Genomic DNA, 21,989 nt, shown 5'->3' with positions numbered 1-21,989 from the left:
AAAAGATTTGGCCAAAAAAAATGAGATAGCCAAAAAAAAATAATCTGGAGAATTATACCCCGTGATTAAGCTTATATTAGAATGAAAAACCGGAGCGGGTTCTCGCGCGCTCCGGAGTGGAACTATGCTTTTCGGTTCACCAAATTGAGAGCCATGGCTTCTATCGCTTTACCGGCATCATTAGTTAAAGCCGCTTCAGCAAGCGCGCTCATGGCCAGGTCCGTCAAACGGCTTGATTCAGTCAGAGTGTAGCTTTCAGCCCCTTCATCTCGCAACATGGCGGCCGCGCTTTCAGCTTCTTGAGGAGGCACCGGTTTATTTCCCCACAGCTGTGCAAAACCCGGGCAGTGCTTCAACCCATACAGAACTGGCAGTGTCTTTTTTCCCGTAACCAGGTCGCTGGCACTTGACTTTCCCGTCAGCGCAGAATCCCCCCAGATGCCCAGCCAATCATCTTGAACCTGGAAAGCCAGACCCAGATTTTTTGCAAATTCGCCCAACTTCTCACGAACCGTAGGCTTTGCGCCACCGCAAAGAGCACCCAGCTCCGCGCAGCAAGCCAGCAAGGCCGAAGTTTTGCCCTCAATCATTGGCCAATAATCTTCCATCTGAACGGAATCTTGCTTTTCATACGACATATCAAGGTACTGCCCGGCCGTCAAATGAATGCAGGTGCGTTGAAACAGGTTCATCGCTTCCAGGGCGGTGTGGTAGCCGGTGGTCTCTTGCAAGCGCAGCATTTCCGCGTTGGCCACAGAGAACAGCAAATCGCCGGCATTAATCGCGTGAGCCTCACCCCACTTCGCCCAAACCGTCAAACGCCCCCGGCGCGTCTCGCCCTGATCTTCCACATCATCATGGATCAGCGAGAAATTATGCAGTAGCTCAACTGCCGCGGCAGCCGGCAGTGCTTTTTTCCACTCTCCACCGCAGGCCTCGCATGCCAGTAAGACCAGCAGTGGCCGCAGCCGCTTTCCCTGAGCGGAAGGTCCGGCACCTTCACCTTCCCAGCCCATGTGATAGGTCAACATTCCCCGAAACTCAGCAAACTGATCGGGCACAAACTGGTACACCGCCAATTTCAGCTCATTTTCAACAGCTGGTAAATAGGCGGAAAAGTAATCACTCAGGTTCATAGCATCCCTTTATCAATTTTCATTAACGGTGTATTTTGTAAACTTTGAATATCCTGCGCGCCTGCCGCAAACATACAAACCCGTAATTCAAGCGAAAGTTCCTCAACCAGCTTCATCGCGGTTTGCTGCGATTGAACAATTGCCTTCAAAAATGGGCCAGCCAATCCCCCAGCCAGCGCGCCCAGAGCGATGCATTTGGCAATATCCATACCGCTCCGCAGTCCTCCGGAAGCGATCAAGAACAGATCGGGCGCAGATTCCTTCACCTGCACCAAAGACGCTGCAGTGGAAATGCCCCAGCCACGGAACGCGCCAGCCACCTTCGCCCTTATAGGGTCTGTCATGCGGTGCTTTTCCACCTCCGACCAGGAAGTCCCACCCGCGCCAGCCACATCGATCCCGCTCACCCCGGCTCTGGCCAGTTGGGCAGCCACCTGCCCGGAGATTCCCCAACCGACCTCTTTCACGAACACGGGCACAGCCAAAGCCCGGCAGACTGCTTCGATCTTCTTCAGCAACCCTGAGAAATTCGTATCGCCTTCAGGCTGTAGTGCTTCCTGCAAGGGGTTTAAGTGCAGGTACAGCGCGTCCGCTTCAATCATCTCCACCACCCGCCGGCAATCATCAACCTGGTAACCGTAGTTGAGCTGCACTGCCCCAATATTAGCAAAAAGCAAAATAGAGGGCGCGATTTTTCTCACCCTGAAGGAGTCCTGTGTTTTTGCATCGCGCAAGCCAACCCGCTGTGAGCCAACCCCCATTGCCAGTCCACAAGCCTGGGCCACCTCGGCCAGATCGGAGTTAATCCGAGCCGCCTCATCTGTCCCGCCAGTCATCGACGAAATCAGTATCGGCAAAGCCAACTCCCGCCCAAAGCACTCTTGCGCCGTCTGAATGTGCTGAAAATCAATTTCCGGCAGCGCGCAATGCGTGAATTGGTATTCTTCAAGTCCGTTAGTCCGGGAGGAAGATACATCTTCTGCCAGGTTAATGCGAATATGATCAGCCTTGCGGTTGGACAATAGAGCAGAATCTTCCATTTTGCCTCGTCGCCATAACTTAGGATCAATAACTGGGTTTTACCCAGTATACCAAAAGCAGCAACGATTTTCCGGTAAAATTATAGGGATAGAAACACCAGCCTTGTTGTCATAAATTGAAATTGCCTGAGAAGGACTTGACAGAACTGGGAGTGGCATTAAAATCAAATCGCCAGGAAAAATATGATCAGGAGGAAAGAATGGGTGACACCTTTGAAGCTGTGAAAGAAGTAATCGTTGAAGTCATGAAAATTGATGGTAAAGATCTGTCCATGGAAACCCGCTTTATTGAAGACCTGCAAGCGGATTCGATGGATCAGTTCTTCCTTATCGACGGGTTCTGCGAGAAATTTGATATCAATATCTCAGACGAAGACGCCCGGAAAATTAAGAACGTCAAAGACGCGGTGGAATTTATCGACAAAGCCAAAGCCTGACCCGCTGGTTTTGAAGTCCACAAACGGCACGAAAGGACATCCAATCGTGCCGTTTTTTTTAGTCCCGTAGCAACAATGGAATTTCTTCTGGATGATCAACCACTTTGACACCGGCGTTTTCAAGCGAACGAATCTTTTCCATAGCCAATCCGCGATCACCTTCAATGATCGCGCCGGCATGCCCCATGCGTTTATCGGCCGGGGCCGTCTTTCCGGCGATAAAAGCGATTACAGGCTTGGTCATGCGACTGGCAATAAAATCGGCAGCCGCTTCTTCTTCATTTCCACCAATCTCACCAATCAACACCACCTGATCGGTGTGCGGATCGGCTTCAAACAGATCCAGCACATCCACAAATCCTGTTCCCAGAATCAGATCACCGCCGATGCCAACGCAAGAGCTTACCCCTACCCCAAATCGTTTTAATGCGTATAAAACTTCATAAGTCAGAGTGCCGGATCGTGAAACCACGCCCACATTCCCGGCCAATGAAATATCACCGGGAATAATACCCAGTTTGGCTTCTCCAGGAGTTAAGATTCCGGGGCAATTCGGTCCTATCAGGCGGCAGTCTTTATCCTTAAGGTAACTGCAAATACGCATCATATCCTGGGTAGGAATTCCATCGGTGATACAAACAATCAGGCCAACCTTGGCATCAATAGCCTCAAGAATTGCATCGGTGGCAAACCGGGCTGGCACAAAAATAACCGACGCGTCCGCGCCAGTGGCCTCTTTGGCCACTTTAACCGATTCAAACACCGGAACTTTATTCTCCATCACCCATTCACCGCCCCGACCTGGCGTAACCCCGGCGACGACACACGTTCCATATTCAATCATTTTTTGGGTATGAAAACTTCCCTGGTAACCAGTAATCCCCTGAACCATCACTCTAGTTTGGCGGTTAATGAATATCCCCACTCCACCCTCCTTGGATCACATCCATCGTTTTTTGTACCGATTCTACCAGGGTCTCTGCGGTGATCATATTGGCCGCTCTTAGTAACTCCAAACCCTCTCCGGCATTGGTGCCAACCAGCCGCACCACTATCGGCACAGCCGGTTTCAGTTCAGCGATGGTGCTTAATATGCCCTTTGCCACCTCATCGCAGCGGGTAATGCCGCCAAAAATGTTCACTAGCACAACTTTAACCTGCGGATCCGCCAGCAGAATGCGAAAAGCCGCGCTCACCTTCTCAGCGCTTGCCCCTCCTCCAATATCCAAGAAATTTGCCGGCAAACCGCCGAAGTATTGAACAATATCCATGGTCGCCATAGCCAAGCCGGCGCCATTAACCAGGCAGCCAATATTCCCATCCAGCTTGACATAAGCCAGCCCATATTTGTGTGCTTCTCTGGCAGAAGCGTTTTCATAATCCGGATCGCGCAGCTCAGAAAATTCTTGATGCCGGAAATGCGCGTTATCATCCAGAATCATCTTGCCATCCAGAGCAAGTAAGCGTTCGTCCTTGGAAAGCACCAACGGATTAATCTCAGCCAAAGTGGCATCATAATCAAGGAATACTTTCCATAAGCTATGCGCAATCTTAATAAATTCTTTCCAATGCTTATATGGAAGATCAATTCCGGTGATTAAATCGCGAATTTTATAATCCGCCAGCCCAATGAGAGGATCAATGGTGGTGGTAAAAATTTTTTCCGGGTTCTGATGGGCTGTTTGCTCAATATCGCCCCCTCCCGCTCCCGAGGCGATCATGACTGGCATTTTGCGAATGCGATCCACTGTGATCCCAAGATAGAACTCTTTGTCAATTCGCACGGCTTCATCCACCAGCACTCTGCGCACTGGCAGACCTTTGAGTTCCATCCCCAATACAATAGTCGCGAGGTCCTCGGCTTCTTTTGGGCTTTTTGCTAAGCGAATTCCCCCCGCTTTGCCTCGCCCGCCAATTAACACCTGGGCTTTTATTACCACCTTGCCGCCCAGCTCCTCCGCCATTTGCTTTGCCTCCCCCGCGATGGAGGTTACCCAACCACGCGGGATCGGAATGCCATACGCTTGAAAGATTTTTTTGGATTGGTATTCTTGTAGCCGCATTTTTTATCCTCGTAAAAAAGGGGGGCAGGTGGCTGCGATACTTCCAAAATCTTTAAGGATTATAGCATGGCTCGCTACCAGATATTTTTTAACGAGAAGAACAACCCTCGCGAGTTGTTCTTCGATTTTTTCAGTGAAATAAAGAAGGTTAGCCTTTCAAGAAATCTTCCAGCGCGGCCTTGCTGATTCGGAAAGCACTGCCGATTTTTCGCGCCTTCAGGTCACCGGCGTTAATCGCGGCAATCACATCCTCTTCGCTCACGCGCATAATTCCGGCGGCCTCAGCGGGCGTCATCACATCGGGCATCGCTGGCGTACCGTTCTGCGATGCGGCAGCAGCGCCGGCAGCGGCGTTGGTCATCCCCGAAAGGGATTGGCCTAACACATTGCCAATTCCCATCCCTGCGCCAATTCCAGCGGTCAGCCCTGCTCCGCCGCTCGGGTTTTGAGCAGCGTCACGCATTGCGTCAGCAGCCTGCAACTGGGTGTAGGTCTGCATATCCAGCATACCCATTGCCCGCAGTTCCTCGGCAGACTTTGATGAAGGCTTCAAATTGCCAATATAGAAGCTCTTCAAGAGCAAGCCAATCGCGGCAAAATCATCTTGCGCTTTGGCGCGCACACCTGCTCCAAGTTCCTCTGTCAGGCCAATCAGGTCGACAACGCTCTTCGCCGCAGCAGTCTCGCCCAACAAATCTTGTAATTTCGAAAGCAGCATCGTCCGCAAGCGATTTTCAATATCGCTCATGCGATAAATGCCCTGCGCGCCCACAACCTGAGTGATAAATTGCTGCGCGTCGGCAACCTGGAAGCTGTAAGTGCCAAACCCTTGCAGCAGCGCTACGCCCAGGCCCATACCCGGATTCCGCACGATGATCGGTTGAGGAGTTCCCCATTTATGATCAGCGAACTCCTTCATGGAAACATAATACACTTCCGCGGTGAAAGGAGTCCGGTCGTTGAAGGCTTTGCCGATGAAATCAATCAATTTTGGAACGTTGGCAGTAACAATCGTGTGCCGCCCGGGGCCGAATATATCCAACGCCTTTCCGTCCCGAAAGAAGACCACCTGCTGGGATTCGCGAACGATCACCTGCGAGCCAATTCGCAGGTCCGCCACGCCTGTTTCAGGAAAACGATGGACGATCTCGTCCTTCATCTCATTAGGATATTCAACTACATCAAAAATTCTTGCCATTTTACGTCTCCAATTGGTTTGAGCCAGGTATTATTGTGAAAAAGCTGCCTTAAGCGGCGGGTTCCTCGCCCTGCGTAATCACTTCAGCGCGGCGGTTAAAAAGCTCCACCATGTTTTGCGCCAGGCTGGTCAGATGGCGAATACTGGCAGGCAGCCCTTCTGAGCCCATTGACGCTTCCACATTATCCACTGCGCGCTTCACTTCTTCTGCGCCATCCAGCAAACTCAGATCATACTGATACATTTTCTGCAGCTCATCCTCGCGCACCTTGACGGCGTCAAAAAGCCCCGCATAACCATACGTGGCAGTTTTTACACGGTCAATGAACTGGCGGAGCTTGATAGCCGCGCTCTCCAGGTCGTCGATGTACACCAGCCCGCCTTCACTGATCAAATCACGCTGCAAGCCTGAAATGCGTCCCCATTGTTCTTCATAGCGTTCTGCGACCATGCCTCTTAAAAGCTTATCAGAAGACCGTCGATTCTCTCGCTCAATGTACCCTTTAAACCCAGGCACTTTACTCAGCAGCTTCTTGAATATATCCTGGTCTGATGTAACCTGATCAAATAAATCGCTCATTCCTCCTCCTATGTTGAGAGAACAGTAGAACTTTTTCATTTGCATACAAAATCATTATATATCTTTTTACCATATACGAGACAATCGAGAATTAGTCGCACCTAAAGAGCACCTGGCACGATTTCGTAATCAATATCACCTATTCGCGCTCGCTTTCTCCCATGCAAGTACTGTAAGGTTGCTGTAATGTCAAAATAGTTGAATTTTTACCACCGACCAATATAATGATATTGTAAAGATTTTAGGAAAGGAGGTGGGAAACATGCTCTTTGCACCGAAGGAAAAAGGCCAGGGTTTGGTAGAGTACGCGTTGATTCTTGTTTTGGTGGCCGTTGTTGTGATTGTTATTTTGGCTCTACTTGGCCCGGCGATTGGCCGAATCTTTAGCAACGTCGTTGAAGCCGTGTAATTTACACCGCATAACACTACATTTCGTTTATTAACCAACCACATTTGTTTAAGGAGAAATATTATGTTATTTGCACCGAAAGAAAAAGGCCAAGGCCTTGTGGAATACGCGCTGATTCTCGTCCTCGTCGCTGTTGTCGTGATCGTCATCCTGGCCCTGCTTGGCCCGGCGATCGGCCGCATTTTCAGCAACGTCGTTGAAACCATCTAATCTGATTCAACTTTTTCTGACAACAAGAAAGATGGAAGGCATTGTCTTCTTACAGCCTTCCATCTTCGTTTTTTGGCATTATTAACAACATCCTACTTTTTTTATTTTAACAGGTATATAATTTCCCAATAGGGATTGTGTATCTGACGTATAATATGGACAAAACCGTAAAATTTATCCAAATTATGAGGAGGCTCCATGGCCGCTGGTGGACGTCGTAAAAGTGGAAGGATTCTCATCCTGTTAGCTCTTGTTTTGGTTCTGGTCCTCGCTTTAGCTGCTTTCTTTCTCAGGGATCAACTGCTCCCTCAATCGACAGTAACTGAAGTATTAGCGACCCCCACCCCCCGCCAGGATCTGGTTAACATCGTTGTGATTGCCCAACCGGTATCTAGGGGGACTATCTTAACCGAAGCGATGCTCGCCACTATCGCTTACCCACAAAGGGAATTGGTTGCCGGCCTGTTCTTCACCAACATGGATGAAGTGATCGGCGCGCAGGTAAAGTTCGATCTGGAACAGGGCGTTCCGCTGACCCGCTCAATGATTACGGATGCGAAAGAAGGATCATACGCCGCTTTTGAAATTCCACGCGGCATGGTTGCCATTTCCATTCCGATTGACGAGCTCACATCGCTCTCTTATGGCCTTCAGCCACGAGATCACATCAACATCATTGGCACCATTCAACTGGTCGATCTTGACACCGATTTCCAGACCCGGTTGCCGAACTACACCGCGTCCGTCATCTCGCCTGGCCCCACGGATTGTAATGAATGTGCCGGCGATTCCCTCTCTGCCATCATCTCCACTGGCGGCGCAGGATCAACGCAGGGCCGCACAGAATTAGACCCGGTATTTCAGCAACCTGTGTATGTCATCCCCTCCGAGGCTCAACGCCCGCGAATGGTCAGCCAAACCATCGTTCAAGACGCGATTGTGCTCTGGGTTGGTGATTTCCCTGAAACCGGCCAGCTCACCACTGCTGCAGCTCACCCCACTCCAACCCCGCTTCCCGAGGGTCAGGCGCCGGTAGAGGGCCAGGCGGTTCAAGCAGCGCCACTGCCCACTCGCATTACCCTGATTGTTACCCCACAAGATGCTGTTACCCTGCGCTATATGCTGCTTTCCGAGGCAGATTTAGCCCTGGTGCTGCGCGGCGCGGGCGATACGGATCGGGTGGCGACTGAGGCGGTAACACTCCAATTCATCATGGACCAATACAACTTCCCCTATCCGGCCAAATTGCCTTATGGATTGGACAACGTGACCTCTATTACTGATCTGCTGGCGCCCGCACCATTACCATAGCCATATTCTTCGATCGCTCTCATCAAATTAGACAGGAGATAGCATGCCGGCTGAGGAAAAAATTCGGGTCTTGATTGTCGATGATATCGATGAAACTCGCGAAAACGTGCGCAGATTACTGCAATTCGATCGCGATATTGAAGTTGTCGGATCAGCCAGGAGCGGCAAAGAAGCCATACAACTCACTCAGCAAATCAAACCCGATGTGGTTGTCATGGATATCAACATGCCGGATATGGACGGCATCACGGCCACCGAAGAAATCCTCAAGAAAATGCCTTTCGTCCAGGTGGTCATCCTTTCTGTTCAGGGTGACCCCAGCTATATGCGCCGCGCCATGTTGGCCGGAGCGCGCGATTTCCTGACCAAACCACCATCCATCGATGAACTCACCGCGGCCATCAAGCGTGCCGGGAAAATGGCGCAAGAAGAAAGAGAGCGATCAGCCGGTACTTTTCCGAGCGGAGCAGCGGTGCCTGGCGCCAGTCATGGTCACCCAGTCGGTCCGCTCGGAAGAATCATTGTCGTTTACAGCCCAAAAGGCGGAACCGGCGTTACAACGATTGCCACCAACCTGGCGCTTTCTCTGAACGATCCACAGAACGAAGTTTTGCTTATTGACGCCAGTTTGCAGTTTGGCGATGTAATGGTCTTTCTCAATGAGCAGTCAAAAAATTCCGTTGCAGATCTATCACCGCGCGCCGAAGAATTGGACCCGGATATTGTCAAAGATGTGTGTTTCAAACACAGTTCTGGGATCAGTGTTTTAGCCGCGCCCCCCCGCCCCGAAATCGCGGAAGGTGTTGAAGCAGACCATTTCTTTAAGATGCTGCAATATCTGAAGCAGATCTACCGCTACATCATCATTGATACCAATTCATACATGACAGAAGTGGTGCAAACCGCGTTAGAGTTGGCCGACTTGATTGTTCTGGTTACCACGCAAAATATACCTGCCATCAAGAACGCGAACTTGTTCCTCAGCCTCTCAGATAAAGTAGGCATTGCCAGAGAAAAAATCATCTTTGTCATGAATTTGTTTGACAAACACAACTCCATTTCTCCAGAAAAAGTTGGAGAGACACTTCGCCAAAAAATCCATTACGTTATCCCCTTCGATGAAAAGGTGGTCAATTTATCCATTACGCGAGGCGTACCATTAATGGTAGATAACAAAATTCACCCAATCAGCAAAACGATCATAATGCTTGCAGAAGGTATTCGCGAACGAGCAGCCAAAATGGATGACATTGGAATGGACCTCCACTTAAAGAAATAACCGGTATCAGGAGGACAATATATGTCAATTTTAAAACGATTACAGGGAACAGAAGGAACACCTACGCCAGTTCCGGTAGGAAAAGACACGCGCCCCAATTCAGCCGTTCAGGCTCGCCGCATCACCGCGCCGACCACATCTTCTGTTCAAGACACTTATCTTGACCTCAAAACTCGTGTGCAAAACAAGCTGCTGGCCGGTCTGGACCCAAGCACCGATGTTACCAAGGTAAACGAAGTTCGTCACACGATTCTCGAGCTATTCGAACAAATTTTGGCCGAGGAAAATATTGTTCTCTCACGGCCAGAGCGCGCCCGACTGTTTGAACAAATTGCCGCCGAGATTCTGGGCTTTGGTCCCATCCAACCACTGTTGGAAGACGAGCAAATCACTGAAATCATGGTGAACGGAGCGAAGAACATTTATATTGAACGCCGCGGAAAAATTCACAGGGTGCCGGTCAGTTTTGAAAGCCAGGACCACGTTTTACGCATTATTGACCGAATTGTTGCTCCGCTGGGACGCCGCATCGATGAATCCAGCCCATATGTGGACGCCCGTTTGCCCGATGGATCCCGTGTTAACGCGGTCATCCCCCCCATCTCGCTGGTAGGCCCAGTCATCACTATTCGAAAATTTTCGAAGAACCCCATCACCATTGAGCAGTTGATCAAGTTTGAATCGATCACGCCCGAGGCGATGAAGTTTTTGAAAGCTTGTGTTGAATCACGCTTGAATGTCGTCATTTCCGGAGGTACTGGTTCCGGTAAAACCACCCTGCTGAACATTCTATCCGGCTTCATTCCCTCCGACGAGCGCATCATCACAGTTGAGAATGCGGCCGAGCTTCAGCTTCGCCAGGAGCATGTGGTTACATTGGAATCCCGCCCCCCCAACATTGAGGGTCGCGGCGAGATTACCATTCGCCAATTGGTGATTAATACCTTGCGTATGCGCCCTGACCGCATTATCGTCGGCGAAATTCGTGATGAAGCCGCGGTGGATATGCTGCAAGCCATGAATACCGGCCATGATGGTTCCATGACCACGTTGCACTCGAACGGTCCTCGTGATACATTAGCTCGTTTGGAAACCATGGTATTGATGGCTGGCATGGATTTGCCCGTGCGCGCCATTCGAGAGCAAATTTCCTCTGCAGTTGATGTCATTGTCCACCAGTCGCGTATGCGTGACGGCAGCCGTAAAGTAACTTACATCACCGAAGTCTCTGGAATGGAAGGTGATGTTATCACACTTACCGACATTTTCGCCTTTGAGCAGACCGGATACGATAACGGAAAAGTCATGGGGCGACTGCGCCCCACAGGGCTCCGTCCGAAATTCATGGAAAAAATCGAAGCAGCCGGGATCAGTCTGCCCCCGACCATTTTTGGAGCGGGAGAACGCAGGCGGTAACCGTACGGATCAGTCAGAGAAGGTGACCCTATGCCATTTAATCCAATATTGATTCTCGGGGTTGGCGGTGCGCTTGCATTTATCATGCTCATCATCGGCATTGTCATCTCCATCACCAGCGAAAGGTCGCTGGTGGAAGAACGCCTGGGACAATATGTTGATCAGCAAGAAGAAATTGCCAAAGATGCGGCTACGCCATTAACAGACTGGCTAAACCGCCGGGTTGAGGGATCGTCATTTGCCGAGCGGGTTTCAAAAAGCCTTGCTCGCGCAGACATCAAAATGAAACCTGGTGAGTATATCGCCATGATGATCATTGTGGCCTTTGGTGTAGGTATCATCTTGTGGTTCATCGGTGGAAGATCAATTTTTGCCGGTGTCATCGGCGCGATCATTGGCTTATTCCTGCCGGGCATGTATGTCAAACGGCAGCAGAGCAAACGTCTTATTCGCTTCAACGAACAACTGGCCGACATGCTTAACCTGATGGTTAACGGCTTGCGCGCGGGCTACTCCACTGCTCAAGCCATGGAAGCCATCAGCCGCGAGCTGCCGCCACCCATCAGCGACGAATTCCGCCGGGTGGTACAGGAAATGCAGCTGGGCGTTCCCACTGAGCGGGCTTTGGATAACTTGCTGCGCCGCATTCCCTCAGATGACCTGGATCTGGTCATCACCGCCATCAACGTCCAGCGCGAAGTGGGTGGTAACCTGGCCGAGATTTTGGACACCATCTCGCACACCATCCGCGAACGCGTGCGCATTAAAGGCGAAATTCGCGTTCTTACTTCTCAAGTAATGTACTCAGGGCGTTTCCTATCCATCTTACCCCTCCTTGTAATGGGCGTTCTCTACTTACTTAACCGCGAGTATATGATGGAATTCTTCAAGCCAGAGAATGTTCCTTGCGGCTACATTGCCCTGGGTGTTGCAGCCGCGTTGATCATCGCTGGTTATTTCATCATGACAAAACTAGGTCAGATCGAAGTCTAACCTGAGATTATTAAGGAGAGACTTATGCTCCCAATTATCATTTTGGTCGTTGTTGTTGTGGCTGGCGCGGGGATTCTCGTTTATATCGGTTTGCGAAATCCGCAAACCGTCAATGAACGCATCTTACAGGACCGCCTTGAGGAATTAAGCCAGCGCGGCGAGCAAATCGATCTTGAAAAATTAGAGATGTCGCAGCCCTTTTCAGAGCGCGTCATATACCCGGTTGCCCAGCGTTTTGGTGAAATCGCCATGAAGTTCACCCCCCAGAACGCCCGGCAGTCCATCGCCAAACGGCTTGAGCTGGCAGGCACATCCTCGCGATTGGATCCAACTCTCTTCCTTTCGTTGCAGTTCACAGCCATGCTCATTTTTGGCGGCCTGATTTTCCTGGTATTCACCGTTGGGTCAACGCAATGGCCCATCGGGCGGAAATTGCTGGTTTCGCTGCTTTTTGGCTTGCTGGGCTTCTATTTCCCCATGCTGTGGCTTTCCAGTAAAATATCACGCAGACAAAAAGAAGTGTGGAAAGCCCTACCCGACGCCCTTGACCTGCTAACCATCTGCGTGGAAGCTGGCCTGGGCTTTGATTCAGCCATGTCGAAAGTAAGCGAAAAATGGGAAACTGAATTATCACTGGCCTTTGCCCGCGTGATTCGAGAGGTGCAGCTGGGTAAATTGCGCCGCGAAGCCCTGCGTGACATGGCAGACCGCCTGGGTGTGCCAGAAATGACCAGCTTTGTGGCCGCGGTCATTCAAAGTGAGCAGTTGGGTGTTTCGTTGGCAAAGGTCCTGCGCATTCAATCGGATCAGATGCGCATTAAACGGCGTCAAAGAGCGGAAGAAGAAGCGCACAAAGCGCCGCTGAAGATGTTAATTCCCATGGCGCTATTGATCTTCCCCGCGCTGATGGTCGTGCTGCTCACACCGGCGGCGCTGCAGCTCATTCACTCCGCCTTATCTGGAATATTTTAACCAAATCGGAGGCGCTATGCTAAAGGCTGGTCTGTATAGACGTCCAGCCTCTTTCTTTTACCACACCTTATGGGAAGCCATAGACTGGCTGTACCCGCCTTATTGCGGTGGCTGCTTGCAGCCAGGTTCCCGCTGGTGCGAATCCTGTAACGCGAATACCCCGCCAATTGATCAGACGCAAATTTGCCAGTATTGTGGGTATCCCGTCGCAGGGGGTGGATTGTGTTTTCGCTGTATTGAACTATCTGCTCCTCCACCCGTGACGATTCGATCCTACACGACGTATCAAGGCCCCATCCGAGAGGCGATTCACCGTTTCAAATACCAAAAAGATATAGCCCTATGCGAATCACTTGCTATTTATCTCATTGAATTGTTTAATAGATATAAATGGGAGGTGGATTTGATACTTCCGGTGCCATTGAGCAAGGAACGCAAGAAAGAACGAGGTTATAACCAGTCTTTCTTGCTGGCACGCCCGCTTTCACTCCATTTTATGTTGCCCATTTCTACAAAAGCAATTTCCCGTACCATCCATACCAATACTCAAGTTGGGTTATCTGCACAGCAGCGCACGGAAAACCTTACCCAAGCCTTCCAAGCCCAGCCATCGCTGGTAGCTGGAAAGCGAATTTTGCTCATCGATGACGTTGCCACAACCAGTTCCACCTTGACTGCCATCGCTCGTACCCTGGTCGGTGCCGGAGCCAAACAAATTTTTGCGCTGACATTGGCCAGATCCGTTTTACAATCTCATACCCATCAGGAGGTCCAACAAAACACTCAACCTTAACCATTTTTGTTTTATTACCGCAACCCAATTTGTTTAGAAGGAGGCATCCAATGGCTCTCGAAGTCGAAATCTTTGCAAGAAATATGGAATTGACCGACCGGATCAATGAATATGTTGAAAAGAAGGTATCCAAAATGGATCGCTATCTTAACAACATTGAAGAAACCCGGGTTGATCTCTCCTATAATAAATCCGCTCGCAGTGCGTCTGACCGCCACATTTCCGAAATCACGATTCGTGGAAAAGGGTTTATTTTACGCGCCGAAGAACGTGCGGATGATATCTTTGCCGCCCTCGACAAATCTCTCGATAAAATTCAGCGCCAAATTGAACGCTATAAAGGCAAGCGCAATCGCGGCCGTGGAGATGGTGTTCCTGCCTCGTCCCTTGCGGCAGAGATTTCTGCGACCGAAGCTCCCGATGAAGCCGAGGCCGCGCCCATTATCGCCCGCCGCAAACAGTTCACCCTCATTCCGATGGATGAAATGGAAGCGATTGAGCAAATGAAATTGCTCGGTCACGAAAATTTCTTCATCTTTTACAACGTCAACACCAGCGAGATCAATATCCTGTATACCCGCCGAGATGGCACATACGGTTTGATCGAGCCGAAAATTGGGTAAATGAGCTTTGTATTACTTCAGCCGGGCAGGTTTCCCTGCCCGGCTTTTTTTGCACTTGGCAAACCGGCGCTTCTATTATGCGAATAGGAATAGAATTCGTTTCTACAACTAAAAGAAGCGCTGGATTCTCAATATTTCGTGCCTTGCGGCGTTAACATGGTTAGGCTATAATTGCACCGTTAACCAACAATTACAAGGGCAGATAATTTTTATGATCGACGTAAATGACTTAAGAAAAGGTGTTACCTTCCTACTGGACGGTAGTCTCTACAAAGTTTTAGATTACCATCACAACAAACCTGGCCGCGGCAATGCCACAATCCGGGTTAAGGCCAAAGACCTGCGCACCGGCACCACCCTGGAAAAAACCTTCAACTCTGGTTTCCGTGTCGAAGATGTGCGCCTGGACTATCACAACGTCCAGTATTTATACAATGACGGCGCTTTCTACTACTTTATGGATGTGGAAACGTTCGAACAACCCGCCATTCCCGCAAAAATTGTTGAAGAAGCCGCCGGTTACCTCACCGAGAACCTTGAGGTTAAATTAACTTTCTTTAACAACGAGGCGATTGACATTGAACTTCCCACTTCTGTGGACCTGGTGGTGACAGAAGCCGAAGCGGCCGTGCGCGGTGACACCGCCACCGGTGTAACCAAGAAAGTCAAAGTGGAAACTGGCATCTATGTGGATGTTCCCGCCTTCATTGTTCAGGGGCAGAAGATCCGCATCAGCACCAGCACCGGAGAGTACGTAACACGCGTGTCGGATTAAGCAGGCCACCGAAAGAGACTTTACCTGCCCCCTTTTTGGGGGCAGATCTTTATTTCACTCAGAGAACAGAAATGAAAACACCGGCAGGCAAAGAATGTCGCTTCTTCTTCGGAGATTATTATCGCGGCCGTAACCGCGAAGAATGCCGGTTAATTGGAAACCAGCCCCGCCCCCATCATTGGACGCCAGACCTCTGCGCGAGCTGCCCGGTGCCCGGCATCGTATTAGCCAATTCCTGCGAACACATGCGGCTTGAAGCAACCGTAAAACGCAAGTTCCTTGGTCTCAAGCGGGTGGTGGAAGTGAGCGCGTTTTGCGAAAAAACCAACCGCGCCGTTGCTGAACCGTACATTGGCTGCGGTGAATGCCATCCCCTTCCTGATGTTTTTATCGACAAGCCATAATCTCCGGTCAGAATCTCCCCGCTGCAGACTCTTTGTTAATAAGATATATAGATTATTGTTGTACAATCAAAGCCTATATCTGGTTGACCCCGATATAGATTGGTATAATTTGTTTGAAGAATTACACAAAAATTCTTACCGGAATCTATTCAGGAGGTACCTGTGAATTCGCGCAATCAATCGTACGTTGTGTACCTGTTGCTCTTCGTGGCAATTATTGCCATGTTGATATTTCAATTCAACTCCCAGGGCAGCGGTCAGGGCGTACTTAGCATTAATGAAGTCGTATCGGAAATCACCCGCGGAAACGTAACCCGCATTGTGGAAGACGACAACACCCTTAAAATTACCCTCAAAGACGGGTCTCAGACCACGTCAACCATTGAATCAAACTCCACATTGGTTGAGCAGCTTCTCAATCTCGGCGTTACCACTGAACAGTTGGCGTCAGATAAAATCAAAATTGAGATTAAACCGCCCAGCCCGTGGATGGGGGTTCTGACCATCATTGGGTATGTTTTACCCTTCCTCATTTTAGGTGGAGCGTTTTACTTCATCTTCCGCCAGGCGCAAGGCAGTAACAACGCGGCTATGTCGTTCGGCAAATCGCGCGCGCGCATGTTTACCGGCGACCAACCAACCGTAACCTTCGCAGATGTTGCCGGCGTGGATGAATCCAAAGAAGAACTCAAAGAAGTCGTTGAATTTTTGCGCGAACCGCAGAAGTTCATCCAGCTTGGGGCGCGCATTCCGAAAGGTGTTTTATTGGTTGGCCCTCCCGGAACCGGTAAAACCCTGCTGGCAAAAGCAGTATCTGGAGAAGCGGGCGTGCCATTCTTCTCCATTTCTGGCTCTGAATTTGTGGAAATGTTTGTGGGTGTAGGCGCCAGCCGTGTGCGTGACCTGTTTGATCAGGCCAAACGCCAGTCGCCTTGCATCGTATTTGTGGATGAAATTGACGCGGTTGGCCGCCAGCGCGGGGCTGGTTTGGGCGGCAGCCACGACGAACGCGAGCAAACTCTCAACCAGATGCTGGTTGAAATGGATGGCTTTGACACCGACACAAACATCATCATCATGGCCGCCACCAACCGGCCCGATATTCTGGACCCCGCTTTGCTCCGCCCTGGCCGCTTTGACCGCCAGGTCGTGCTGGACCGCCCGGATGTCCGCGGCCGCGAAGCCATTCTCAAAGTCCACATTAAAGGCAAGCCCATCGCTCCAGAAGTAGACCTGGCGCTGATCGCGCGCGGTACGCCCGGTTTTGTCGGCGCTGATTTGGAAAACCTGGTAAATGAAGCCGCCATCCTCGCGGCGCGGCGTAACAAGAAGATTATCGGCCAGCAGGAATTTGAAGAGTCCATTGAAAAAGTGATTGCCGGCCCAGAACGCAAGAGTCGTCTCATTAGCGAAGAAGAAAAATTAATCGTAGCCTACCACGAAGCCGGTCACGCGGTCGTGATGAACACCCTGCCAGAAGCCGACCCCGTTCACAAAATTTCCATTATCTCGCGTGGCATGGCGGGAGGGTACACCCTGGCACTGCCGGAAGAAGACCGCATCCTGACCGGCCGCAAGAAACTGGTCGCCGAAATGGTCAGCCTGATGGGCGGTCGTGCTGCCGAACAGATCGTCTTTGACGATTACACCTCCGGCGCGTCCAACGATATTGAACGGGTTACCAAAATCGCCCGCACGATGGTCACCCGCCTGGGTATGAGCCCAGAACTGGGGCCCATGGTCTATGGCCAAAAAGAAGAACTGGTATTCTTGGGCCGCGAAATTTCTGAACAAAGAGATTACTCTGAAGACATCGCCAAGAAAATTGACGAAGAAGTTCGCAAACTGGTCAATGACGCCTACGAAACAGCGAAAAGCATCTTAACCCAATACCGTGAAAACCTGGATGCAGTCGCTCACCGCCTGCTTGAAGTTGAGACCATGTCTCGCCAGGAATTTGAGGCGATCTTCCCGCCCCCTGAGCCCAAAAAGAGCGGAACGCCGCAATTAATGGGACTGAATTAACAATGCACAAAGCAAGACGCCTCGATCACCGAGGCGTCTTCTTTTCTTCTTCATCGTCCAGACGAACCAATTCTCGCCGCAGCACCTTACCGACAGTCGATTTGGGCAGCGCATCAATAAACACCACTGTATCAGGCACTTTATAACGCGCCAGAAAGGTTGCGCACCAGGTTTTTACCTCTTCGGCGGTCAAATTTACATCCCTTTTCTTGACCACCCAGGCCTTTACCCTCTCTCCAATTTCCGGCCGAACGACCCCCGCCACCCCCACTTCTGCCACATTGGGGTGCTCGCTGATCACTTGCTCCACCTCTTTGGGCCAGACCTGTAATCCGCCAACCTTGATCACATCTTTCTTCCTGTCCACCAGATAAAAAAAGCCATCCTCATCCATATAGGCTACATCGCCGGTATACAGCCAATCGTCAATCAAGGTTTTTTTCGTTTCACTGAGCATATTATGGTACCCCCGCATCACTTGCGGGCCGCGCACAATTAACTCGCCTGGTGTGTTAGCTGGTAAGCGGGTTTTCCCATCTTCAAGGCTGACAATTTCAGCATCCACATCGGGAAGCGGCAACCCAATCGAGCCAGTCCGGTTTTCACCCAGCATTGGGTTGCAATGAGTGGCCGTCGGCGCTTCCGAAAGGCCATACCCCTCCATCAGTTTTCCACCGGTCAACTCTTCAAAAGTTTGTTTGGTTTCTTTCATTAACGTCGCGGAACCCGAAATGCATGCCTTAATCGAGTTAAGCCGGACCTGACCCTGCCGTACCCATTCATGGTGATTGATGGCATTGTAAAGGTTAGGCACACCCGGCAGAAGAGTCACCTGGTGTCTTTGAACCTGCTCCAGAATGGATTGAATATTCCTCGGATTTGGCTCTAATACAATGCTGGCTCCCAGCGCAATTCCCATGCTCAGAGCGATCACCATTCCATACACATGAAACAAAGGAATCGCCGCCAGCACCACTTCTTTGCCAGCGTTCAGCCCGGGAAGCCAGCTCTGAAACTGGAGCGTGTTGGCCGTCAGGTTTCGATGGGTGCCTTCAGCAGCTTTTGGAATGCCGGTTGTCCCCCCGGAATACTGGAAAATGGCAACGTCATCCGGCTCTACCGCTGGCAGCGATACCTGGCTTTCTTTTGCCTGGTTTATTAATTTCACCAGAGATTGTTCGCAGCCAACCGATTCGCGCGCGCAGGGCTCAACCGGCTGGCCTGTTGCCAGCTTCAAAAGATCATCCAACTGTGCGTCCGATGTCACCATCAGCTGGCTTAATCCACTCGCCGGAAAGATCGAGTGAATCAAAGGAAGGCTGTCTTCTGTGCATACCAGCACTCGAACTCCCGAATCACTTACCTGAAATGATAGTTCGCGGTGTTGGTAAGCCGGATTCATGGCCACAACAACGCCGCCAGCTTTAAGAATCCCATAGAAGGAGATAACAAATTGGGGCGAGTTGGGCAATAGAATACCCACTGGTTCGCCTTTCTTCAATCCCATCGAGAGTAAAGCCTTCGCAAGCTGTGTGCTGAGCCAATCTATTTGCTGGTAGGTGAATGCCTGGTCATGGTAATAAGCGCAAACGCGGCTGCCAAATCTTTGCGCAGAATTTGTTAGGAATTGGTGAACGGATTGATCCGGATAAGCAATATGATCAGGCACACCTGGGTCATACCGGCGAAGCCACACCTTTTTGTCCATCAGATCACCTCCTGAGGATCATTATCTCCCTGCAGAGCGAGCCAATTGGAAGCCTGGTTAATCGCGGCGACCATCTCATCAACGGTTGTTTGGGTGGCATGAAACCAGTGGATTTTCTCGTCGCTTTCCTTGAACCAGTTCGCTTGCCGGCGCACAAAAATGCGCGTATTGCGCTTGATCAGTCGCACCGCCTCATCCAGATCATAATGGCCTTGCAGATACCCGGTCACCTCGCGGTAACCTATGGCAGACATAGCCGGAAGATCGGGTGAAAGGCCTTTTGCCAGTAAAGCGCGTGTCTCTTCAACCAGCCCGGCAATTAACATGGATTCAATCCGGGCGTCAATTCGCTGGTAGAGCAGAGGCCTTTCCAGATTAAGACCCAAAAGAAACAGGCTGTACGGAGAAGAAGATTTTGTCCGCTGGTCGGAAAACCTTCGCCCAGTGTTGAAGATCACTTCCAAGGCGCGCACGGTTCTGCGCTGGTTGTGATAATCAATCTGCCGGGCAGCTTCCGGGTCCACCACTGCCAAACGCCTGTGCAGCCCTTCCGCGCCAATTTCCTCTCCCCAGTCGGTGACCGCCTCCCGTAAGCGCGTGTCGGGTTCCTGTTCCGGTATGCTCCAGCCTTCAATCACCGCGCGCACATACTGTCCGGTGCCCCCCACTAAAATGGGCAGCTTGCCCCTTTGCTGTACGTTCGCGATTTTCTCTTCCGCCGCGGATTTAAACAGCGCCAGGCTCCAGGTATCACCAGGTTCGGCAACATCAATCAGATAATGGGGAACGCCATCCCGCTCTTCCAAAGTTGGCTTGGCAGTGCCAATATCCATTCCCCGGTAGAAATAGCGCGAATCAGCCGAGATGATCTCGCCATCCAGGCGTTTTGCCAGGGCAATCGCGGTAGCGGTTTTTCCCACAGCCGTTGGGCCTACAATCACCAGTAAGGGTTTTTCAGGAAAAGACATTTTCAAACCATTCAATTTGTGGGTCATTTCTAGAATTCTCAGCCAGGATGGAAATCACATCCAATCGCCACTCCTGGTCGCACTCGGCATGGTTTTGCAAATACTCCTCCGCGCACGCCATCATGCGCGCCATCTTCTTGGGGGTAATCGCCTCCTCTGGAAATCCAAACCGGGTTGAGGTGCGTGTTTTCACTTCGACAAAAACCAGCAAATCTCCCCGGCGCGCAAGGAGGTCAATCTCACCAGATGATGTGCGCACATTCCTGCCGGCAATTTCAAATCCCTGGCGGGTTAAAAAATCCGCCGCCAGCTGCTCGCCTATCCGGCCGGTTTGCTGCTTGGTTCTCTTCATAGCACAAGTATAACCCAGCCTGGGTTTTTCCAAAATTCCCCTCATAGGGGGTTGCGTTTTATAATAAGAATGAATCAGGCATGCATGCCTGGGTGAAAATTGATAAAATGGTTATCAAAAGGAGCAATATGCCCTCAGCCGAGATCATTGCCATCGGAACAGAACTGCTCTTAGGCGAAATTCAAGATACGAACACGCGTTATTTGGCGCGCTCGCTCCGCGATATTGGGTTGAACCTGTATCGGGCCACCTTAATTGGGGACAATCAGAACCGCATCGCAGATGCCATTCGCGAAGCCCTCTCACGGGCAGACATCGTCATCACCACCGGAGGATTGGGACCCACCGTGGATGATCCCACCCGCCAGGCTGTGGCTCTGGCTTTCGGTGTGGAATTGGAATTTCACCCGGAATTATGGGAGGAAATACAAGAACGGTTTTCGCGGTACGGCCGCGCGGCAACCCCTAACAACCGCCGCCAGGCTTATTTACCGGCAGGCGCGGTCGCGATATCGAACCCGGTTGGCACGGCGCCCTCTTTCTACATCCAGCACGAGCAAAAATCACTCATCAGCCTTCCGGGCGTGCCCAAAGAAATGGAATACCTGCTGGCCTCCGATGTCATACCGTATCTCAAGCGTTTCTACGATTTGAATGGCGTCATCAAGGCCCGTGTTCTCCACACCGTAGGAGTCGGTGAATCGTTTGTCGATGAAAAGGTTGGCGACCTGGAGACGTTGGAAAACCCAACTGTCGGGTTGCTGGCTCACCCTGGTCAGACGGACATCCGCATCACTGCCAGAGCCGAATCACTTGAAAAAGCTGAGGAAATGATTGATAGACTGACACAGGAGATTTTCTCAAGATTGGGAGACTCCATTTACGGCATCGACAACGAACGCCTTGAATCGGTAGTCCATCAGTTATTGGTCAAGCACAACCTTGAACTGCGCATTTCCCACTCGGGCTTTGACCCACACTTCTTTAGCGCCCTCACACCGGAATTATTCCCAGCTATCCACCTGGACGGCCGCGAGCCATGCGAACCTTTACCGGTGCTGGAAACCAGCCTTCCCCACGAAAGTATCCTTCACTGCACAGCGTGGTTGAAAAAAGGCAGCCCGAAAACTTTTCTATCCATCCAGCTAGAATCCGTTCACTTCAAGGAAAAGATTGAGCGCAGCTTTGGCAGTGCCCCAGAAAATGCTACCCTCTGGGCTGAAAACACTATTCTTGATGTCATTCGGCGAAAATTAATACAAATACAAACTGGAGAAAGCCCAAATAAAGGATAAAG

At 50.8% G+C, this 21,989-nt stretch carries 23 protein-coding genes and 1 pseudogene; 15 read left to right on the top strand and 9 right to left on the bottom strand.

Features of this window, described 5'->3' with window-relative positions; genetic code table 11:
- Window positions 1-122: 122 nt before the first annotated feature.
- Both ADN00_RS15460 and fni read right to left on the bottom strand, forming a co-directional pair.
- A complete protein-coding gene (locus ADN00_RS15460) occupies window positions 123-1,136 on the bottom strand; it encodes a polyprenyl synthetase family protein (RefSeq protein ID WP_075063909.1) in 1,014 nt (337 codons plus the stop codon).
- Window positions 1,133-2,176, bottom strand: a complete 1,044-nt coding sequence (gene fni / locus ADN00_RS15455) for a type 2 isopentenyl-diphosphate Delta-isomerase (protein ID WP_201781213.1) — start codon at window positions 2,174-2,176, stop codon at window positions 1,133-1,135. Before fni ends, ADN00_RS15460 begins: the two co-directional genes overlap by 4 nt.
- A 200-nt stretch (window positions 2,177-2,376) precedes the next feature.
- On the opposite strand from fni, the gene acpP reads away from it, so the two are divergent.
- Window positions 2,377-2,613, top strand: coding sequence for an acyl carrier protein (gene acpP, locus ADN00_RS15450; RefSeq protein WP_075063908.1), 237 nt, complete (start codon window positions 2,377-2,379; stop codon window positions 2,611-2,613).
- Window positions 2,614-2,671: 58 nt separating this feature from the next.
- Here the strand turns inward: acpP and sucD are convergent, their stop codons facing one another.
- From sucD to ADN00_RS15430, 4 genes are all read right to left on the bottom strand, one after another.
- Window positions 2,672-3,538, bottom strand: a complete 867-nt coding sequence (gene sucD, locus ADN00_RS15445; protein ID WP_075063907.1) for a succinate--CoA ligase subunit alpha — start codon at window positions 3,536-3,538, stop codon at window positions 2,672-2,674.
- Window positions 3,522-4,676: an ADP-forming succinate--CoA ligase subunit beta gene (gene sucC, locus ADN00_RS15440; protein ID WP_075063906.1), complete on the bottom strand. Its 1,155-nt coding sequence runs from the start codon at window positions 4,674-4,676 to the stop codon at window positions 3,522-3,524. The genes sucD and sucC overlap by 17 nt, the downstream gene beginning before the upstream one ends.
- 148 nt (window positions 4,677-4,824) lie before the next feature.
- Window positions 4,825-5,874 (bottom strand): SPFH domain-containing protein, encoded by a 1,050-nt coding sequence (locus tag ADN00_RS15435; RefSeq protein WP_075063905.1) that lies wholly within the window; start codon window positions 5,872-5,874, stop codon window positions 4,825-4,827.
- 49 nt (window positions 5,875-5,923) lie between these two features.
- The gene (locus tag ADN00_RS15430) at window positions 5,924-6,454 is read right to left on the bottom strand and encodes a hypothetical protein (RefSeq protein WP_075063904.1); all 531 of its coding nucleotides are present in this window, start codon (window positions 6,452-6,454) and stop codon (window positions 5,924-5,926) included.
- 262 nt (window positions 6,455-6,716) lie between these two features.
- Between ADN00_RS15430 and ADN00_RS15425 the strand changes: the two genes are divergently transcribed.
- From ADN00_RS15425 to ftsH, 13 genes and pseudogenes are all read left to right on the top strand, one after another.
- Entirely contained in the window at window positions 6,717-6,863 is a 147-nt protein-coding gene (locus tag ADN00_RS15425) for a Flp family type IVb pilin (RefSeq protein WP_075063903.1), read from the top strand.
- 63 nt (window positions 6,864-6,926) lie between these two features.
- Window positions 6,927-7,073, top strand: coding sequence for a Flp family type IVb pilin (locus ADN00_RS15420; RefSeq protein ID WP_075063902.1), 147 nt, complete (start codon window positions 6,927-6,929; stop codon window positions 7,071-7,073).
- Between the two features lie 198 nt (window positions 7,074-7,271).
- Window positions 7,272-8,384, top strand: a complete 1,113-nt coding sequence (gene cpaB, locus ADN00_RS15415; protein ID WP_075063901.1) for a Flp pilus assembly protein CpaB — start codon at window positions 7,272-7,274, stop codon at window positions 8,382-8,384.
- 43 nt (window positions 8,385-8,427) lie between these two features.
- Window positions 8,428-9,663, top strand: coding sequence for a response regulator (locus tag ADN00_RS15410; protein WP_075063900.1), 1,236 nt, complete (start codon window positions 8,428-8,430; stop codon window positions 9,661-9,663).
- Between the two features lie 21 nt (window positions 9,664-9,684).
- The gene (locus tag ADN00_RS15405) at window positions 9,685-11,079 is read left to right on the top strand and encodes a CpaF family protein (protein WP_075063899.1); all 1,395 of its coding nucleotides are present in this window, start codon (window positions 9,685-9,687) and stop codon (window positions 11,077-11,079) included.
- 30 nt (window positions 11,080-11,109) lie between these two features.
- Entirely contained in the window at window positions 11,110-12,072 is a 963-nt protein-coding gene (locus tag ADN00_RS15400) for a type II secretion system F family protein (protein WP_075063898.1), read from the top strand.
- A 24-nt stretch (window positions 12,073-12,096) separates the two neighbouring features.
- Complete coding sequence (locus ADN00_RS15395) at window positions 12,097-13,044, top strand: type II secretion system F family protein (RefSeq protein ID WP_075063897.1); 948 nt, start codon at window positions 12,097-12,099, stop codon at window positions 13,042-13,044.
- A gap of 16 nt (window positions 13,045-13,060) precedes the next feature.
- Window positions 13,061-13,267: pseudogene (locus ADN00_RS20595) on the top strand (double zinc ribbon domain-containing protein); the annotation flags it as partial.
- Window positions 13,268-13,303: 36 nt separating this feature from the next.
- A complete protein-coding gene (locus ADN00_RS15390; RefSeq protein ID WP_075063896.1) occupies window positions 13,304-13,837 on the top strand; it encodes a ComF family protein in 534 nt (177 codons plus the stop codon).
- 50 nt (window positions 13,838-13,887) lie between these two features.
- The gene (gene hpf, locus ADN00_RS15385; protein WP_075063895.1) at window positions 13,888-14,460 is read left to right on the top strand and encodes a ribosome hibernation-promoting factor, HPF/YfiA family; all 573 of its coding nucleotides are present in this window, start codon (window positions 13,888-13,890) and stop codon (window positions 14,458-14,460) included.
- Window positions 14,461-14,671: 211 nt separating this feature from the next.
- Window positions 14,672-15,235 (top strand): elongation factor P, encoded by a 564-nt coding sequence (gene efp, locus ADN00_RS15380; RefSeq protein WP_075063894.1) that lies wholly within the window; start codon window positions 14,672-14,674, stop codon window positions 15,233-15,235.
- Between the two features lie 71 nt (window positions 15,236-15,306).
- Window positions 15,307-15,639, top strand: a complete 333-nt coding sequence (locus tag ADN00_RS15375) for a hypothetical protein (protein WP_075063893.1) — start codon at window positions 15,307-15,309, stop codon at window positions 15,637-15,639.
- Window positions 15,640-15,801: 162 nt separating this feature from the next.
- Entirely contained in the window at window positions 15,802-17,664 is a 1,863-nt protein-coding gene (gene ftsH / locus ADN00_RS15370) for an ATP-dependent zinc metalloprotease FtsH (RefSeq protein ID WP_075063892.1), read from the top strand.
- A 25-nt stretch (window positions 17,665-17,689) separates the two neighbouring features.
- Here the strand turns inward: ftsH and ADN00_RS15365 are convergent, their stop codons facing one another.
- From ADN00_RS15365 to ADN00_RS15355, 3 genes are read right to left on the bottom strand one after another with little or no spacing between them, the layout of a single operon-like run.
- A complete protein-coding gene (locus ADN00_RS15365; RefSeq protein ID WP_075063891.1) occupies window positions 17,690-19,372 on the bottom strand; it encodes a long-chain-fatty-acid--CoA ligase in 1,683 nt (560 codons plus the stop codon).
- Window positions 19,372-20,340, bottom strand: coding sequence for a tRNA (adenosine(37)-N6)-dimethylallyltransferase MiaA (gene miaA, locus ADN00_RS15360; protein WP_075063890.1), 969 nt, complete (start codon window positions 20,338-20,340; stop codon window positions 19,372-19,374). The genes ADN00_RS15365 and miaA overlap by 1 nt, the downstream gene beginning before the upstream one ends.
- Complete coding sequence (locus ADN00_RS15355) at window positions 20,327-20,692, bottom strand: YraN family protein (RefSeq protein WP_075063889.1); 366 nt, start codon at window positions 20,690-20,692, stop codon at window positions 20,327-20,329. The genes miaA and ADN00_RS15355 overlap by 14 nt, the downstream gene beginning before the upstream one ends.
- Before the next feature lie 128 nt (window positions 20,693-20,820).
- Between ADN00_RS15355 and ADN00_RS15350 the strand changes: the two genes are divergently transcribed.
- Window positions 20,821-21,987 (top strand): competence/damage-inducible protein A, encoded by a 1,167-nt coding sequence (locus tag ADN00_RS15350; protein WP_160317539.1) that lies wholly within the window; start codon window positions 20,821-20,823, stop codon window positions 21,985-21,987.
- The last annotated feature ends 2 nt before the right edge of the window (window positions 21,988-21,989 follow it).

Source organism: Ornatilinea apprima, assembly GCF_001306115.1.
Taxonomy (GTDB): Bacteria; Chloroflexota; Anaerolineae; order Anaerolineales; family Anaerolineaceae; genus Ornatilinea; species Ornatilinea apprima.
Note: the sequence above shows the minus strand (reverse complement) of the source record. Positions and strands in the feature narration are given on the sequence as shown.

Coding starts and splice junctions, on each gene's coding strand:
- ADN00_RS15365 (WP_075063891.1), bottom strand. CDS start 19,372: ATGGACAAAAAGGTGTGGCTTCGCCGGTATGACCCAGGTGTGCCTGAT.
- efp (WP_075063894.1), top strand. CDS start 14,672: ATGATCGACGTAAATGACTTAAGAAAAGGTGTTACCTTCCTACTGGAC.
- ADN00_RS15350 (WP_160317539.1), top strand. CDS start 20,821: ATGCCCTCAGCCGAGATCATTGCCATCGGAACAGAACTGCTCTTAGGC.
- miaA (WP_075063890.1), bottom strand. CDS start 20,340: ATGTCTTTTCCTGAAAAACCCTTACTGGTGATTGTAGGCCCAACGGCT.
- ADN00_RS15425 (WP_075063903.1), top strand. CDS start 6,717: ATGCTCTTTGCACCGAAGGAAAAAGGCCAGGGTTTGGTAGAGTACGCG.
- ADN00_RS15435 (WP_075063905.1), bottom strand. CDS start 5,874: ATGGCAAGAATTTTTGATGTAGTTGAATATCCTAATGAGATGAAGGAC.
- sucC (WP_075063906.1), bottom strand. CDS start 4,676: ATGCGGCTACAAGAATACCAATCCAAAAAAATCTTTCAAGCGTATGGC.
- cpaB (WP_075063901.1), top strand. CDS start 7,272: ATGGCCGCTGGTGGACGTCGTAAAAGTGGAAGGATTCTCATCCTGTTA.
- fni (WP_201781213.1), bottom strand. CDS start 2,176: ATGGAAGATTCTGCTCTATTGTCCAACCGCAAGGCTGATCATATTCGC.
- acpP (WP_075063908.1), top strand. CDS start 2,377: ATGGGTGACACCTTTGAAGCTGTGAAAGAAGTAATCGTTGAAGTCATG.
- ADN00_RS15395 (WP_075063897.1), top strand. CDS start 12,097: ATGCTCCCAATTATCATTTTGGTCGTTGTTGTTGTGGCTGGCGCGGGG.
- ADN00_RS15420 (WP_075063902.1), top strand. CDS start 6,927: ATGTTATTTGCACCGAAAGAAAAAGGCCAAGGCCTTGTGGAATACGCG.
- ADN00_RS15430 (WP_075063904.1), bottom strand. CDS start 6,454: ATGAGCGATTTATTTGATCAGGTTACATCAGACCAGGATATATTCAAG.
- ADN00_RS15405 (WP_075063899.1), top strand. CDS start 9,685: ATGTCAATTTTAAAACGATTACAGGGAACAGAAGGAACACCTACGCCA.
- ADN00_RS15400 (WP_075063898.1), top strand. CDS start 11,110: ATGCCATTTAATCCAATATTGATTCTCGGGGTTGGCGGTGCGCTTGCA.
- hpf (WP_075063895.1), top strand. CDS start 13,888: ATGGCTCTCGAAGTCGAAATCTTTGCAAGAAATATGGAATTGACCGAC.
- ADN00_RS15410 (WP_075063900.1), top strand. CDS start 8,428: ATGCCGGCTGAGGAAAAAATTCGGGTCTTGATTGTCGATGATATCGAT.
- ADN00_RS15460 (WP_075063909.1), bottom strand. CDS start 1,136: ATGAACCTGAGTGATTACTTTTCCGCCTATTTACCAGCTGTTGAAAAT.
- ADN00_RS15355 (WP_075063889.1), bottom strand. CDS start 20,692: ATGAAGAGAACCAAGCAGCAAACCGGCCGGATAGGCGAGCAGCTGGCG.
- ADN00_RS15375 (WP_075063893.1), top strand. CDS start 15,307: ATGAAAACACCGGCAGGCAAAGAATGTCGCTTCTTCTTCGGAGATTAT.